The following is a 16,567-nucleotide window of genomic DNA, read 5'->3' as shown; positions in this document are numbered from 1 at the left end:
ATTTATCCCAACCCTTCCTGTTTTTTAAGACCCAGCATATAAAGCCCCAGCTCCTGCTCGGTCACCTTCGGCGTGTTGCTAAGGGCTCCCACGATCTTCCCCTTGTGCATCACAAGGATACGGTCGCTGAGTGAGATCAGCTCATTCAGATCCGCTGAAGACAGCAGGATGGCTTTGTTATGGCTCCTCATCTCAAGGATTTTTGAATGGATAAAGGAAATCGCCCCCACGTCCACGCCCCTGGTGGGCTGGTTTAACACAAGCAGGTCGCTTGGCGCCATAAACTCCCTGGCCACAATGGCTTTCTGGATATTGCCTCCTGAAAGGCTGCCGATGGACTGGTTTTCATCCTTTGCCTTGACCATGAACTCATGGATCTGCTCCCTGCAGTGTTCCTTTACCTTGGCATTCTCCACCATGCCGAACTTATTGGCAAAGGTGTCAATGTTGGATACGATCAGGTTTTCCTGCAGGCTCATCTCAGGAGCACAGCCCTCGATCATACGGTCCTCAGGCACATGGGACATGCCGATCTTTCGGATATTGGTAACGGATTCATTGGTAATATCCTGTCCATTGAGGAAGATCCTTCCCTCCAGGGCCCGCATGTTGCCTGTGATAATGGAGATCAGCTCACTCTGCCCATTTCCCTCAACACCTGCAATACCTACGATCTCGCCTTTCCTTACCTCCATGCTTACCCCGGAAAGCTTGGGGATCTTAAACTTGTCCACGTACGTAAGGTTCTGGGCCTTCAGCACCACTTCCCCTGCCTCCACCCGGGCCTTATCATACTCAAAGGAGATTTCCCTTCCCACCATCAGGTTGGAGATATCCTCCTCGGACACATCCTTTGTAAGATACGTCCCCTTGGTGACGCCGCCCTTTAAAACAGTGATCCTGTCGCTGATGCGCTTCACTTCATTCAGCTTGTGGGATATGAAGATAATGGTCATCCCCCGCTCCTTAAGCTCCATCAGCCGCTCAAACAGCTCCTCTGTTTCCTGGGGTGTGAGCACGGCCGTGGGCTCATCCAGGATGATCAGCTTGGCACTGCGGTAGAGGATCTTAAGGATCTCCAGCTTCTGCTTCATTCCAACGCTCATGTCCCTGACTCTCCTGGAAGCGTCAATTTCAAAATTATATTTTTTGGCCACCTCGTCCGTGATCAGGATGTCCCGTTTTTTGTTGGACACAAAACCGGTCTTTTCCAGCCCCAGCATCATGTTCTCCGCCCCTGTCAGGGAATCCACCAGCATAAAATGCTGGTGCACCATACCGATTCCGTGTTCAATGGCCTCCTTGCTGGACTGCAGCTTCAGCTCCTTGCCGTTTAAGTAGATGTGGCCTGAGGTAATGCCCTCCAGACCGTACAGCATTTTCATCAGCGTGCTCTTGCCTGCTCCGTTCTCCCCCACCAGTGCATGGATCTCACCCTCATCCACTGTAAAGTTCACATTGTGGTTGGCCAGCACGCCGCCTTCATAGATCTTTGTTACATCCTTTACTTCCAGCAAATGTCCCATCAGACTCTCCTTTCCGCCTGCTCCCGCTCCCGGATCTGCTCCAGGCAATGCTCCAGGTCTCCCGGAATGACCGTCATGCTGCATCCCAGCATCAGGTTCACCGGCATGTCAAAATCCTCCACCGTAAAACCCTGCTCATCTGTCCCGGCCCCGGTCTTCTCCATCATGGTCCGGCCATCCTCCAGATAGCCGTATATCTTTTTCCCAAGGGCATAGGCATATCCGATCTCAAAACAGGTTCCGCTGTCCGGCTCCCTGCCCCTGAAGGGATTCAGGTTGGCAACCACGTAATCGCTGCTGTCAATATAGTGGATATTCTTCAGGAAAACCTTCTCCCCAAGGGTCCTCCCCTCATTGGGGGCAGCCTTCTGCGCCTGCATCTCGAAGTCATACTTCCTGCACAGTTCCTGGTACTCAAAATACCGTTTTCCTTTCCAGTCCGGATAAAACACGTCAAACCCCGCCACATAGATACGGTCCATATGCACCTCCATCTGTCTGCTTTATTGTTTCGTCACCTTAATGTTCCGTCACTTTCACATTCCGCACCTTAATGTTCCCGGAGCAGTTCCTCCACTTTTCCAAAAAACTCCTTTGAAAATGCATCCACATCCACAAACACGGCCGCCTTCATCTCATAATCCCTGTCATTGCACCGCAGCACATTCTCTGTCGTTTTCCCTGCCTGGGGCCCCTGGGTAAAGCACATCATGTGCATGGGTATGGTGGTCAGGATCTCCGGATGGACGGCTGCCACGGCTGCCAGGGGATCGTGAAGCCCGCAGCCTCCCAGGTATGGGTGGAACTTCTCATATGCTCCCAGATAGTGTTTCAGGGCCTCGTAAAGGAACAGGGCGCTCCTGGTGCCGATCTGATGCCAGCGCTCATGGTCTTCAAAGCTTAACAGCGTCTTTCTGGTCACATCCAGTCCCACCAGCACCACCGGCAGCTTGGAATCCAGTACCTGGGCCGTGGCCGGGATATCCAGCCTGACGTTTGCCTCCACCAGCGCCTCCGTGTATGGACCCGTATTCCCGGGGGAAGCAATGGCCCCTCCCATGATATAGACAGCCCCTGCCTTTTCAGCTGTTTCCCGGTCCTTATCCAGCACCCTGGCAATATCCGTCAGGGGGCCGCTTGTGACCCAGTACAGTTCCTTCCCGTATGTCCTTATCATCTGAAGGATAAAGTCGGTGGCCTCCTCCGGTTTCGCCCCCGCATAATCCTCAGGAGAGCTGGGTCCCAGGATCCCTCCAAGGCCCTCGCACCCGTGGAACCGGCTTCCTCCGCTGTAGTCATTGGGGATTCCGCTTAAAGGGGTGTCGCTTCCCATCGCCACCGGAATATCCTCCCTGTCAAACAGCTTCAGCACGGCTTTTGTATTCCTGTACACATTTCCCACATGTCCCATGCCGTATGAGACAGTGATGCCCACTACCTCACACTCCTTTTGTGCCAAAAGGTAAGCAATAGCCAGGGCGTCATCGATCCCCGTGTCGCAGCTGTATAAAATCTTCTTTCCCATATCGTATACCCGGCTTTCTGTTAGTCTTTTTCCTGCGGTACCTGTCTCACGCTCCGCTCAAAAATGTGAAGTCCCCTGCTGGCTCCGCTTCCCAGCACCGTGGAATTGCCAAGGCAGGCCTCTCCTGCGTCAAACCGCTCTATATCCGAGCGCTTTACCAGATAACCGGTGACACGCACCACATCCGAACTGCTGGAGTAAAAGGAGAAATAGCGCATTCCCTCCCCAAAAGCCCCCTTGATAATGTCCAGTACCGCCATAGGGTTCTTCTTGGCTGTCTCCTCAAAGGGAAACAGCTCCCCAATCCCTGCCGCAAAATGCTTCTGGGTCAGGGCCGTGAATAAAAGCTGGTCATGGAGAGGCGGCTCCTCCCCCACAGGTATCCTGGTATTGGGGGTGACCCCAGTATCTGTTGCGATCCCCACCTGTCCATGCATTTCAAAGCGTCCGTACTTGGGCTTATATGCTTTGATCTGCTCATGCATCCGGTCCAGGATCAAAAGGGCAAATTCCTGCGCTTCCCTGCCATGCCCATACCGTTCCTCCGGTTTTTCGAGCTTCAGCACCGTGTTCACACACTCCGCCAGGCCTACCATTCCGAACATGCCCACAAACTTATCCCTGTGGATCAATCCCTCGGAGCAAAGGAAGGTATTTTCCAGGAATCTTCCCTGCTCCAAAATATATGTATCCCTTTTATCCATCTGCTCACACTGCGCTGCCACTGCGGCCGGAAGCAGGTGGTCCAGGAAATGTTCCCTGCTCTCAGCCACGTCCCCCAGCTTCTTCATGTTCAGCCGTCCAAGGGTCAGCCCCCCTCCCCCGATGGGCAGGGCGTTATAGCAGCTCACAATGGCATATTCCCTCCCCCAGTCCGCTGTGTACATGGCATCGTTCACAAAGCTGGGCTTTGCCGTAACCAGGCCGGTTTCAATGGCCTTGCAGGCAAATTCATCCGTGGTATGCTCATTGTAGATCAGGGACATATTGGGAACCGGGCGCTGCATCTGTGCCGACAGCTCCAGGATGATCCTGCCAGCCTTTGTGTCATAAGGCCCTATGTCCGCGTGGCAGAAGGAATCGCTGATGGTGCGGTCCACATGGGTCAGGAAGATCCTGATGGCATGGCGCGCCTCCTCCTCATCCTTTACAAAGGGATCCAGAAGCCTGTCGATATGGCCGATGTACACAGGCCCCGCGATCACCGAGGGCACATGGCGGTAAAGGATCAGCAGATTTGACACCGCATCCCATATATCCCCGGGCGGATCCAGCATCAGGAACCTGCTTCCCTGCCTCATAAACTTATCATAGTCAGGGAGCACATATCTGGGACGGTACGGTGCATTTCCCTCTCCCATATCAAACACAATATCCCTGTCCGCAAACCACTGGGCCTCCCTGCTAAGAGGCACGGGATCCGGCGTGTTCTCAGCCGCTCCGGCCAGGGCGGTCAGCCTCTGAGGGTACGTCAGCTTTGGATCTGCCAAAATTCCTTTGATGATCTCTTCGATTCCCTGTGTCATAAATATTCCTCCTATGAGACGGCCTGCACATCCTGCAGCTTCTCACTGCCGCGGATGATCAGCCGGGTCTGCAGCAGGATCTCCCTGCGGCGCCTTTTTGTGTCGGGACTTGCCATGCGTTCTGTGAGAAGGTCGTATGCGATCTCCCCCATCTCCTTCATGGGCCTGTCCATCACTGTAATTTCATATCCAAGGGTGCCCAGAAGGGAAATGTCATCAAATCCCACCAATCCTATATCCCTTCCCATCTGCAGGCTGTGCTCATTCAGATACCGGATGCAGCCCAGGGTGGCGGAACTGCAGGTGACCAGCACCGCTGTGGGAGGATCGGGAAGTCCCAGCAGATTTTCACATGCCTGATATCCGCTCTTCTCATCAAAATCCCCGGGATAAATATATTCATCCTCCATCTCCATGCCGTAATCCTTCAGGCACTGGACATAACCGTCCAGCCTTGTCTTTCCTTTTTTCACCACTTCGGGACAGGTGACGATCCCGATCTTTCTGTGGCCTGATTCGATCAGGAGTTTGACTCCCTCGTACACTACCTTCTTATTATCAATGAGTACGATATCCAGATCACTATTATGTAAATCCCTGTCAATGAGCACCACCGGTATCCCCGAATCCTCCGCTCCTGCAAGCAGCTCCTCCGTCCGCTCGTCCGGATCCAGAACGGGCAGAAGCAGGATCCCCATGACACGGTGCTCAATGGCCTGGGCAATGGCTTTACACTCCTTGTCCCTGTCCTCCGAGGTGTTATAAAACAGGATGCTGTATCCCTGCTGCTCGGCCCGGGATTCTATGGCATCCAGGACATTGGCGAAAAACGGATTGAGCCTGTTGGACATGATCACGGCGATCATGGATGTATTGCTGCGGGTCAGGCTTCTTGCCACAGCATTGGGACGGTAACCATTCTCCTGGATCAGATTCTCTATCTTCTGTCTGGTCTCTTCCTTTACATAGCCTTTGTTGTTCAGCACACGTGAAACCGTTGCAACAGAAACACCTGCCAGTTTTGCAATATCAGATATTGTCATATCAGCCTCTACCCCCTTTTTTAATAATCCAAACTATATTAGCGGTTATATATGTTACCGGTTACATATTTTATATCTTACAGCTTCCCCGCAAAACCTGAAGCCGGTTTTCCGCAAGGAAAAATATTCCCCCTCCTTCAAATAACAATGATATTTCGTTATTCTTGTTGAAATCCCAAACATGCCCCTCCCACGCGGACAAACACGGTTTTACTGTATTTCCCCAATGGGTTTTGCTGTATTTTCCATACTTTTCTTTGAATTTAGGTAATCGGTTACATGTTTTTCACCATGATTTTAGCATATTCTATCTATCAAATCAATAGCATTTATGCATTTTGCACACTTTTTTACTGTAATCGGGACTTTTTTTCATCTTATGTTCATCTTCCCCCGCACTCCCAAAGAATTGATGCGCGGAATCATAATCCGGCCCGGACAAACATAAGATTAACATAGAGCCCCAATATTCCGGGAACCCTTGTCAGGAGGCGGTATATCATGAAACTTATCCATATGCTCAGGAAGCATTTGCATATCAGTACAAAAACGGTGATTTACGGTGAAATGCTGGCCTTAAGCCTGCTGTGTCTGAGTATCTTCCTTTACAGGACAGACTCCGGCCAGGCAGTGATGAGCCAGGCGGCCAGATTGGCCAGAACCGTCAATCCCCTGGAAGACACCAACGGCCCGGGCCAGGAGAAACAGGAGGAAAAGAAAAAAGAATATATCAAATGGGTGGATTTTGCCGTAACCTCGGAAGCCATGAACCAGGCGTTCCGCTATGATGTGGACACCTGCCAGGCTGAAATCCATTTAAACTGGGTGGATCTGCTTGCCTACCTGGGTGCAAGATACGGGGGTGACTTCAGCAAATATAAGCCGGAGCACATGAAGACCGTGGCGGAAAAGCTGAAAACCGGCGAGACCACCATGGCGGACCTGACAAAAGACATGAAATATTATACATATTACAGGGATGCCTACGGCGCGGTGCTGGACGGGATGGTGGGCCAGTTCCAGGCCGAGATCCCTGCCAGCGAAGCGCCTGCCGCCTATCTTCCCTCCGGCGTGGCCGGGGGAGCTCCCGGCGATCCTGCCACCGTATGGGTGACCAAATATGGGCTGAAAGCATTTTCCCCTATTGCCAAAGGATTTCCTTACAGTGATTTTGATGACTTTGGGGTGGCCAGAAGCTACGGCTTCAAGCGCCAGCACCTGGGCCACGATATGATGGGACAGGTGGGAACTCCCGTCATCGCAGTGGAATCAGGTTATGTGGAGGCCATCGGATGGAACCAGTACGGCGGCTGGCGGCTGGGCATCCGCAGTTTTGACCACAAGCGGTACTATTATTACGCCCACCTCCGTAAAAACTATCCCTATCAGTCCGGTCTGAAGGAAGGGTCCGTGGTGCAGGCCGGGGATGTGGTTGGTTACCTGGGCCGCACCGGCTACAGCCGCACGGAAAACACCAACAATATCAATGAGCCCCATCTTCATTTTGGCCTGGAACTGATCTTTGACGAATCCCAGAAGGAGAGCAACAACGAAATCTGGGTCAGCTGCTATGAGCTGGTAAAATTCCTGAACATGAACCGGTGTGAGACGGTGAAGGTGGAAGGGACCAAGGAATGGAAACGCATCTACCAGACCAAGGACCCCACTGTTCCGGCCACGCCGTCAGAGGCAGCGCCTCCGGCTCCATCCGCCCCGCCCCAGGAGTAGGGTTCCTACCTCCCCTCATCAGGACCAGGGCTCCATCAGAACCTGAAGAACGTCCCGCAGCGTATGATCCTCCCCCACATTTCCCGGAAAGATGACATAGGGAATGTGGGGGAACCTGCTTTCCGGACCGGTCCTCCACACCGGGATTCCGGGGCGGACCTGTCCCTGCACCCAGGCCCTTTTTACTCCCAGGGCTTTGGTGCCGATATCGCTGGATGTGATCCCTCCTTTTGCCACAATAAAAGCCGGTGGTTCCTGAACACGCCCCACCAGCTGCTGTACCGCTTCTGAAATCTTAACAGACCGCTCCAGGGCCTGTTCTCCCGTATCCCCTTTTACGGACAGCAGACGCCGCTTTGTATACACGACAGCGGTGATCCCCTGTCTGATACATGCTTCCTCCCGCCTTACCACGGACGCGATCTCCTCCTCCATGGCGGCCGGGTCCAGCACTTGATCCGAATCAAACTCCATCAGGCGGATATTTGGCAGTTCCCTCAGACATTCCAGCTGGGCTGTGGTTTTGCGGGTATGGGAGCCGACCACCACCAGACCTCCCCCCATCCTCCCCTTAGGGACCAGTTCCCGGCCGGTGAGAAATTCTCTGTCCTCCACTGCTGCAAACTCCTTTACAAATCCCGCGGCGGTGCTGAACAGGAAACGCTTTCCCTTTGCCATTGCGCGGTACAGTGCAATACAGAACACCTTGATCTCCAGGGAGGTCAGTGCGTTTACCACCACCTTGTCAAATCCCCCGGCATTCATAAGCATCTGCTCCACGCCGTCTATATCCACGGACCGCAGCTGCTGCGCGGATATGCATATCACATCCTCTTTCTTATCGGTTCCCCCGGTCTTTTCTTCTATATATTCCCTCAGATCCGAAGAACGGTAGCCAAAGGTCTTATCGTTTGCAAATTCCGTTTCACCCGCAGGAACCAGCCATTCCCCCTCTTTTACATAGTGGACATTGTCCATGGTAAATCTGCCTCCCTCGGCAAAAAAGGGGCAGATCACTTCCCCGTGTATCTCCTCTCCCATCTGCTCCCCAAGGGTCTCCCTCAATGTTTGGGTTTCCAGGGGAAAATGGCCCCGCAAAGTCGAATCACCCCTGTTTACAACGGCAAACGCAATACCCAGCTCCTTTGACACCGCTGCCAGCCTGCGCCCGATCTCACCGTGGGCCCGTATGGTCTGGGGTCTGGAAAAACTTCGTGAATTTGTCAGGATAAAAAACATCTTCCCCGGTTCCAGGAATCCCTGCCGGATACTCTCATAACTCCAGTCCGTGTATACCGGCACATCATGGACGGTCTGGATTCCGGTTGGATCGTCATCCAGGACCACGATCTTATGACCGTCCTTTTCCGCCTCCTCCTTTAGGAGAAGTTGGATGGCCCGTGGATCCAGGCCATCCTTCCATTGCAGATCACTATATTTTAGCATCCGGTCCTCCTCTATACAGTTGATGTCTCACGCTGCTTTTTCCTGTCCTTTATCTCGCTTCTCACAGACAGGACCACCATGACCGCGGTAAGGATAAAAAATACCAGAGCTATGGGTGATGTCAGGATGGGAAGGAAACTGCCTTCCGTGCGCATCAGGGACCGCCTTACATTTTCCTCCAAAAGAGGCGCCAGTATGAATCCCACCACCATGGGAGCCAGCGGATACTCCCATCGCTTGAGCACATACCCCACAAGCCCGAATATCACCATGACCAGTATATCAAATACACGGTTGTTTGCAGAGAATGAACCCACAAAGCAGCAGGCGATCACCACGGGCAGCAGATAAGAGCCGGGAATGCTGAGGACCTTTGCAAACAGCGGAAGCCCCAAAAGTTCAGACACCATCATCACAATGTTTGCTATGATAAATGCCGCAAACAGTGCATATACCAGGTCCGCGCTGGTCTTAAACAACAGGGGCCCTGGTGTGATGCTGTGTATCTGGAAACCCGCAAGCACCATGGATGTGGCGTTATCCCCCGGGATCCCCAGGGTCAGAAGAACGATCAGCGCGCCTCCGATGGTGGCATTGTTAGCCGTCTCCGAAGCCACGATCCCGTCCATGACCCCTGTCCCGAACTTTTCCGGGTACTTGGACCGCTTTTTGCAAAAAGCATAGGCCAGAAGGTTGGAAGCATTTCCCCCGATTCCGGGAAGGATTCCCACAGACAATCCGATAAAAGCAGCAGGAATGGCATTTCTCAGCTGGTACACAAATTCCTTCAGGCTCAGTCCAAATCCCTTTACCCTGGCGGATGGCGCGCGCTGAATGGACGATGGCCCCTTGGCGGCGGTTTCAATGATCTGGGACACTGCAAAGGTACCGATCAAAAGCGGGACCAGGTTAAACCCTGCCGCCAGGCTGGAGATCCCTCCCGTGTACCTGGTGTAGGAGCTGAGACGGTCAATTCCCACAAAGGAAAAGGCAATGCCCAGAAGACAGGATAAAAGCCCTTTGTTGATATTTCCCGCGGAAAGGCCCGACACAGTGGTCAGGGCAAAGAGTATGACCGCAAAATACTCATAGGGTCCGAATTTTAATGCCACCCCCGCAATCACCGGCCCCAGATAGGTCAGTATAAGGGCGCTGAATATCCCTCCCACAAAGGAGAAAACAATCGCAGTGCCCAGGGCCTTGCCGGCCTCCCCTCTCTGTGCCATGGGATAGCCGTCAAAACAGGTGGCAATGGATGAGGGCGTGCCCGGTATTCCCAGCAGAATGGCTGAGATCAAGCCTCCTGAAAGCCCTCCCACATAGATAGATATAAGAAAAGCAATACCGTTGACCGGCTCCATGCCAAAGGTGATGGGCAAAAACAGGGCCAGGGCCGTAAAGGCCGAGAGTCCCGGAATGGCGCCGAAAACGATACCGGCAACCACTCCCCCGATAATAAGAGACAGAGTAACAGGATGGAACACTGCCATAAAACCTTGAATAAGCTGCATTTTCCTCCTCCTTATCCTAATAATCCAGTGGGAAGGAATATACTGAATGCACGGTAGAACAGCTCGTAGATCAATATGGGCGTGACAACCGAGACTGCTGCGGTGACCAGTATACCTTTCCCGGATCTCAGACGTTTCTCAGGCAGAAGCAGAAGGATCTGCGCCAGGAGGTAGACCGCTGTCATGATGATAAAGCCTACCGTCTGAACCAATAGTGCGTATGCAAAGAGGATCCCTATGGTGGCAGCGGCCCTTATGTTAAAGCCGCTCCTTTCCCCTGATCCCTGTTCCTTCCTTTCCTTTTTCAGGCCGGATGCCACCTGAGCCACTGCCAGAATCCCCATACATATGGCAACGGTTCTTGGAAAGAACTGGGGACCCATGGCATCGTTTGTGGTGACCACAATGGCGTAAGAGCCTGCATACAGAGCAACTGCAATGAGAAAAAATATCACGCCTGATCCTATTTCCTTTTTGTTATGTGACATTTTACCCCCTTCTCCACCTTACTTGCTGCTGGTGGATAAAAATTCGTCCTTATATGGCACCAGTGTATCCTGGTAGAACTGGTCGGCGTAATCCTGGGCGTCCTTTTTGGCAATGTATCTGACGGTCAGGTAATTATCCTCCATGGTCTTTACAAATTCAGGATCCTCTGTCACCTGCTCCAAGGCGTCTGACAGGATATCCACCACCTCATCCGGGGTATCGGGGTGTACCCCCAGCCAGAACCACTTACTGCAATCAATGTCCTTTAATCCGTATTCGGAAGGCAGGGGCACATCTGCAAGCAGTTCATTCTTTTCACTTCCCAGCAGGCAAAGGGCCTGGAATTCCCCTGTTGCAAAATAATCCTTTGCAAGGGCATAGGCAAGAACGGCCGTATCGGTCTGCTGTCCCAGCAGCGCTGTCATCTTGGCCGCATTGTTTCCAATATCCATTGGTTTGAACTGCGCTCCCCACTCCTGATTCATGGCGATTCCGTATACCTGGTTTGCCGCGCCGATCTTCATGCCGTACTCAATAGTACCCGGGGCTGCCTGGGTGCGTTCCACCACATCCTTTATACTCTCATAACCGGACGCCTTATTGGCTACCAGAACCGTGGTATTGTCAAACAGCGGAATGCCTACTGTCTTAAAACTGTCAATGGTAATGTCTGTTGTGCCCATCATATTGGGGATATAAGCGTCCAGACCATTGATCACCATGGTATACCCATCCGGCTCCCCGTCCAGGACCTGCTGCATTCCCAGAATGGTGGCCCCTCCTTCCACATTGGTGACAACCACATTCACATCCAGGTATTTTGAAAGGTACTGCGCGATCACACGTGTGTTATAATCCGTATCCCCTCCCGCCTTCACAGGGCAGATGATCTGAATGGGCTTTTTAGGAAAATCCGTCTGTCCTTTGTCCTCCGCGCCTTCCTTGACCGCACCTGCATCATCCGCCTTCCCGGCTCCGGCTGCCTCCGTCCCCGCAGCATCCTTGTCCGCCGTATCCTTGTCCGCCGTATCCGCTTTTTGGGACGAACCTTCATTGGACGCGGCCTTTGTTTCAGCCGCCTTTGTGCCGGCAGGCTTGCTTCCCGCACACCCTGCCATGGATACTGCCATTACTGCTGCCAATGTAACTGCCATGATTCTTTTTTTCATATTCCCAATCTCCTTCTCCTTGTGTTTTACCTACGGTCACGGTCATCTCTGGGGATACATTTCTTTGAACTGCTCCACCTGATCCAGGGCAACCTTTCCCAGCGTGGTGGTGTCTGACATCATGATCACCATACTGTATCCCTTTTCATACAGCTTCTTTGCCTCCTCAAAACTCCCTGCCACGGTTGCCAGGAATTTATCGGATCCCAGGACCACTGCCTCCACTTTGCGGATCGCCTCCTGAACCTCCTCATCCTTGGGATTGCAGAAATGTCCAAAGGAAGTGGCCAGGTCCATGGGACCGATAAAGATCCCATCCAGTCCATTGGTCTTAACAATTTCCTCAATGTGGTCCACCGCCGTCTTTGTCTCCACCGCCACCAGCACATCCAGCTCCTCATTGGCATAATCCAGATAATCCCTCTGGTTCATCCCATATCCTCCGGCCCTGGGACTGGGAGCAATGCCCCTGATCCCCTCCAGCGGGTACTTGCAGGCGCTTACCGCCCTGGCTGCTTCCTCAGCGCTGTTGACATAAGGGACCAGAATCCCGCTGACGCCGGCATCCAGGATCCGCTTAATGGTTACAAAATCATTCCAGGGCACCCTTACAAAGGGTACCACATCATAATGGGATACGGCCTGCAGCTGGCCGATCAGATCCATGATCCCCCCGGGCCCGTGCTCCATGTCCACCATCAGTATGTCAAATCCGGCCTTAGCCATGATCTCAGCCGTTATGGGGCTGGCTGCCTGCAGCCAGGCGGCTGACAGCTTTTTCTTTTCCGCCAAAAGGCGCTTGGCCCTGTTGCGGAATACCTCTCCTCTTCTCAGCATTGATATCCTCCTTATGATTCCTTCTGCCGGGTACGTGCAGCAGTCCTTGTCCCGGCATTTTATACTGATTATAAAAGCAAATTCCATGCCAAGATGCTGATCTCTCCGAAAGCCCGGATTTTTTGTGGATCTTATCTAAAAATACTTAATTATTTTTAGCACTAATACCAGCTGTTACCTCCCCCTCCTTTTGTCCTCATTTCCACTACGTTTTATTTTGATGCACCATTTTGTTTCTTATAAAACATATTGTTCTATTTTTCTCCGGGTTATGGTACCATTAGGGTATGCCTGACAAGAAAGAAGGAAGATGATCCATGGTAAAGATAGCCCTTGTAGTACCCTGTGAAAATTTTATCGCCCACGCCTCCCAAATCCTCAGCCAGCACAACCGTTTCCATGAACAGGAGGATTCGGAAACCTATGTCATGAACGAGATCATTATGAATAACTCCAATGCCGGACATACAAAGATCGATGCCGACATCATCCTCACCCGGGGGCTTTTGGCCCAGATTCTGGCCAACCTTCCCGGTGACATCCCTGTGGTCCAGATCTCCGTTCCCACCGCGGATATCCTGAGGACGATCCGCAAATGCACCCGGCTCTACGGTCAGAAGCAGATCGGCATTATTGCCGCAGGCAATATGCTGGCAGGGATCACCGGCCTGTCCGACCTGTGCGATGTCCCCATTAAAACCTACCTCCTCTCCCCCAACTGGAACAACGAAGCCCTGGCAGACCAGGCGATCCGGGAGGGCTGCCAGGTGATCCTGGGAGGGCTTAACACCTGCCGATACGCGCAGATGATCCACGTGCCCAACATGCTCATAGAAACCAGCGAGGAGGCATTTTGGGACGCCCTTTCCTCGGCCAAGCGCGCTTTGCATATATTCCGCAAGGAGCAGGAAAAGTCCATGCGCCTTCAGACCATACTGGATATTTCCCATGACGGGATCATTTTCATAGACCCTTCCAGGCGGGTCACCACTGCAAACAAAAAAGCCCAGTCCATCTTCGGGCTGGACAAGGACTGCCTGGGAAAACGCATCATTGACATCCCCTTCCCTTTGGAGCTTAAAAACCTGCTGTCCGACAACAATGAATACGCCAACAAGATCCTGCAGTACAACCGCACCCTGCTGAGCATCAGTAAAACATTTGTAAAAACCCAGACATTTTTGTCAGGGTCCATTGTGAACATCCAGCTGGTCAATGAGATCCAGTGGCTGGAAGGTGATATCCGCAAGCAGCTCCATCAAAAGGGCCTTGTGGCAAAGCTCACCTTCTCCGATATGATCGGGTCCTCTCCGTCCATGGCCTCTGTTATAAAGACCGCAAAAAAATACAGCCGCACCAACTCCAATATCCTTCTCATCGGAGAGAGCGGCACCGGAAAGGAGGTGCTGGCCCAGAGCATCCACAACGCCAGCCCCCGCAGCCTCTGCCCCTTTGTGGCGGTCAACTGCGCCGCCATTCCCGATACCCTGCTGGAAAGCGAGCTTTTTGGCTATGTTCCCGGGGCATTTACCGGCGCACAAAAAAGCGGCAAGACCGGTCTCTTTGAGCTGGCCCATACCGGCACCATTTTCCTGGATGAGATCGGTGAGATTCCTCTCCCCCTTCAGGCCAAGCTTCTAAGGGTACTTCAGGAGAGGGAGATCATGCGGGTGGGCGGCGATTCCGTGATCCATGTGGATATCCGCATCATTGCCGCCACCAACAAAAATCTGGAAAACCTGGTCAAGGACCACCTGTTCCGTGAGGATCTGTTCTACCGTCTGGACGTGCTGAGGATCACCATACCGCCCTTAAACCAGCGCCGGGAGGACATCCCCTTGCTGGCAGCTGATTACATGGGAAAAAATTTCCCCGGTATCCGGATGGCGCCGGAGGTGGTGCAGTTCCTCTCACAGGCTGACTGGACCGGCAATGTCCGGCATCTGTTTAACATCTGCGAGCGCATGGCTGTCCTGTGCAGCGATTATTATGTGGACCTGGAATGCGCCAAACTGGCATTTCCCGAATGCCACTCCGCATCCGGGCCATCCGCGCCGGATCTATCCGCACTATCCGCCGGGTCCTCCATCACCGGGCCTTCCACCGCCGGGCCTTCCACCGCCGGGACCTCCAGCGCCGCCCACCGGGCAGAGGAGAGCCGGATCCTTGAAGCCCTGGCCTTCTGCCGTTTCAACAAGGGACAGGCAGCTTCCATGCTGGGAATGAGCCGCTCCACCCTGTGGAGAAAGATGAAGGAATACCATATAGAAGGATAAACAGCAGAAAAATCCCCTTCTGAGGCAGGCCCGTCTCAATGCGCCCGCCTGTCAGAAGGGGATTTTTCCAGCATAACAGTTCATTTATGCAAACTCATATGCAGTTTTGTTCCAGTCTCATGACAGTCTGTGGATAAACAGCCCGCTCCTTAGCTTCGGCTCAAACCAGGTCGACTTGGGAGGCATAAGAAGCCCTGCGTCCGCAACACTGAGTAGTTCGCTGATGGAGGTGGGATACATGGAAAATGCCACCTTCATATCCTCATGGCACCTGCGCTCCAGTTCCCCCAGCCCCCTGATGCCTCCGATAAAGTCCACGCGCTTATCCGTGCGCGGATCGCCTATGCCCAAAACAGGTTCCAGCAGCTGGTTCTGGAGAATGGACACGTCCAGCCCCTCCACGGGATCACTGCTTAAGCCCTGGGGCCTGACCTTAAGGGAGTACCAGGAATCCTCCAGGAACATTCCAAAGACACCCTTTTCTTTTGGGGCAAATGCCTCTGCACCCAGTTCCTTTACCTCAAACCGCTCAGCCACGGCCTTTAAAAAGCCGTTCCGGTCCATTCCATTCAGATCTTTTACCACACGGTTATAAGGCAGTATCATCAGTTCCTCATCCGGGAACAGCACGGTCAGGAAATAGTTAAAGGGCTCCTCCCCCGTATACCCGGGATCTGCTTCCCGCCTTTTAAGCCCTACCTTCACAGCGGAAGCAGCCCTGTGGTGCCCGTCCGCAATGTAAGTGGCAGGGATCTGCTCAAACGCGCGTCCCACGGCTGCAACCTGCTCCCTGTCCCCGATGATCCATACCCGGTGCCCGATCCCATCCTCTGTCACAAAATCATAGACAGGCTGCTCTTTTTTTACCCCTTCCACAATCCCCTTAACCGTATTATCCTGTCTGTAAGCCAGGAAAATAGGGCCTGTGTGGGCATTGGTGGTATCCACATGGCGGATGCGGTCGATCTCTTTATCCTCCCGTGTATTTTCGTGCTTTTTGATGACGCCCTTTAAATAATCATCAATGGAACAGCAGGCCACCACTCCGGTCTGGCTGCGGCCATCCATGGTCAGCTCATACAGATAATAATTTTCCTGGGGATCCGTCACATAGACCCCCTCTTCGATCTGCCTGTCCAGGATCTCCCTGGCCTTGTCATACACCCTGTCGTCATATGTATCCACATCATCAGGAAACTGGGTCTCGGCCCTGTCAATATTTAAAAAAGAAAGGGGGTTCCCCTTTACCGCTTCCAGGGCCTCTTTCCTGTTATACACATCATAGGGCAGGGCCGCCACCCTGTCAGCCTTGCCCGCCTGGGGCCTGACACACACAAACGGTCTCACAATCGCCATATTCTCTCTCCTTCTCTTAAGCTCATCCGCTTCACAGACCAGTCAAGACCACCGGCTTAGCCGGTGGCTTGTTCTGCCCCTATAAGGGGCTGTTACCTGCTTGCGCCCGGAAGGCGCACTGAAAAGTCTGCCTGC

The 16,567-nt window shown here is 53.0% G+C and carries 13 protein-coding genes; 2 read left to right on the top strand and 11 right to left on the bottom strand.

The genetic code is table 11. The features are described 5' to 3' along the window. Positions 1-2 precede the first annotated feature (2 nt). The 5 genes from ABID13_RS15570 to ABID13_RS15550 form a co-directional block, all read right to left on the bottom strand. The gene (locus ABID13_RS15570) at positions 3-1,526 is read right to left on the bottom strand and encodes an ABC transporter ATP-binding protein (protein ID WP_048929693.1); all 1,524 of its coding nucleotides are present in this window, start codon (positions 1,524-1,526) and stop codon (positions 3-5) included. Then, the gene (locus ABID13_RS15565) at positions 1,526-2,008 is read right to left on the bottom strand and encodes a nucleoside 2-deoxyribosyltransferase (protein ID WP_007861340.1); all 483 of its coding nucleotides are present in this window, start codon (positions 2,006-2,008) and stop codon (positions 1,526-1,528) included. The genes ABID13_RS15570 and ABID13_RS15565 overlap by 1 nt, the downstream gene beginning before the upstream one ends. 68 nt (positions 2,009-2,076) lie before the next feature. Further along, on the bottom strand, positions 2,077-3,051 hold the full coding sequence (locus tag ABID13_RS15560) for a nucleoside hydrolase (protein WP_048929692.1): 975 nt from the start codon (positions 3,049-3,051) through the stop codon (positions 2,077-2,079). A 20-nt stretch (positions 3,052-3,071) separates the two neighbouring features. Next, positions 3,072-4,577 carry a YjjI family glycine radical enzyme gene (locus tag ABID13_RS15555; protein ID WP_007861342.1) on the bottom strand — a complete coding sequence of 502 codons (1,506 nt, stop codon included), beginning with the start codon at positions 4,575-4,577 and terminating at the stop codon, positions 3,072-3,074. An 11-nt stretch (positions 4,578-4,588) separates the two neighbouring features. Next, the gene (locus ABID13_RS15550) at positions 4,589-5,620 is read right to left on the bottom strand and encodes a LacI family DNA-binding transcriptional regulator (RefSeq protein ID WP_045092762.1); all 1,032 of its coding nucleotides are present in this window, start codon (positions 5,618-5,620) and stop codon (positions 4,589-4,591) included. 501 nt (positions 5,621-6,121) lie between these two features. On the opposite strand from ABID13_RS15550, the gene ABID13_RS15545 reads away from it, so the two are divergent. Next, positions 6,122-7,348 carry a M23 family metallopeptidase gene (locus tag ABID13_RS15545; RefSeq protein WP_045092761.1) on the top strand — a complete coding sequence of 409 codons (1,227 nt, stop codon included), beginning with the start codon at positions 6,122-6,124 and terminating at the stop codon, positions 7,346-7,348. Positions 7,349-7,366: 18 nt separating this feature from the next. Here ABID13_RS15545 and ABID13_RS15540 read toward each other — a convergent pair whose 3' ends face one another. From ABID13_RS15540 to ABID13_RS15520, 5 genes are read right to left on the bottom strand one after another with little or no spacing between them, the layout of a single operon-like run. Continuing rightward, positions 7,367-8,794, bottom strand: coding sequence for a four-carbon acid sugar kinase family protein (locus tag ABID13_RS15540; RefSeq protein ID WP_048929691.1), 1,428 nt, complete (start codon positions 8,792-8,794; stop codon positions 7,367-7,369). 11 nt (positions 8,795-8,805) lie between these two features. After that, entirely contained in the window at positions 8,806-10,305 is a 1,500-nt protein-coding gene (locus tag ABID13_RS15535; protein WP_007861346.1) for a tripartite tricarboxylate transporter permease, read from the bottom strand. A gap of 11 nt (positions 10,306-10,316) precedes the next feature. Next, complete coding sequence (locus ABID13_RS15530) at positions 10,317-10,793, bottom strand: tripartite tricarboxylate transporter TctB family protein (RefSeq protein WP_007861347.1); 477 nt, start codon at positions 10,791-10,793, stop codon at positions 10,317-10,319. An 18-nt stretch (positions 10,794-10,811) separates the two neighbouring features. Then, a complete protein-coding gene (locus ABID13_RS15525; RefSeq protein ID WP_048929690.1) occupies positions 10,812-11,963 on the bottom strand; it encodes a tripartite tricarboxylate transporter substrate binding protein in 1,152 nt (383 codons plus the stop codon). A gap of 42 nt (positions 11,964-12,005) precedes the next feature. After that, positions 12,006-12,800, bottom strand: coding sequence for an HpcH/HpaI aldolase family protein (locus tag ABID13_RS15520; RefSeq protein ID WP_048929689.1), 795 nt, complete (start codon positions 12,798-12,800; stop codon positions 12,006-12,008). Between the two features lie 317 nt (positions 12,801-13,117). On the opposite strand from ABID13_RS15520, the gene ABID13_RS15515 reads away from it, so the two are divergent. Beyond that, complete coding sequence (locus ABID13_RS15515; RefSeq protein ID WP_048929688.1) at positions 13,118-15,076, top strand: sigma 54-interacting transcriptional regulator; 1,959 nt, start codon at positions 13,118-13,120, stop codon at positions 15,074-15,076. Positions 15,077-15,193: 117 nt separating this feature from the next. Here the strand turns inward: ABID13_RS15515 and ABID13_RS15510 are convergent, their stop codons facing one another. Then, on the bottom strand, positions 15,194-16,432 hold the full coding sequence (locus ABID13_RS15510; RefSeq protein ID WP_007861357.1) for a DUF1015 domain-containing protein: 1,239 nt from the start codon (positions 16,430-16,432) through the stop codon (positions 15,194-15,196). Between the last annotated feature and the right edge of the window lie 135 nt (positions 16,433-16,567).

Source organism: Enterocloster citroniae (assembly GCF_040545455.1).
GTDB lineage: Bacteria > Bacillota > Clostridia > Lachnospirales > Lachnospiraceae > Enterocloster > Enterocloster citroniae.
This window is presented reverse-complemented; position numbering and strand designations above follow the sequence as displayed.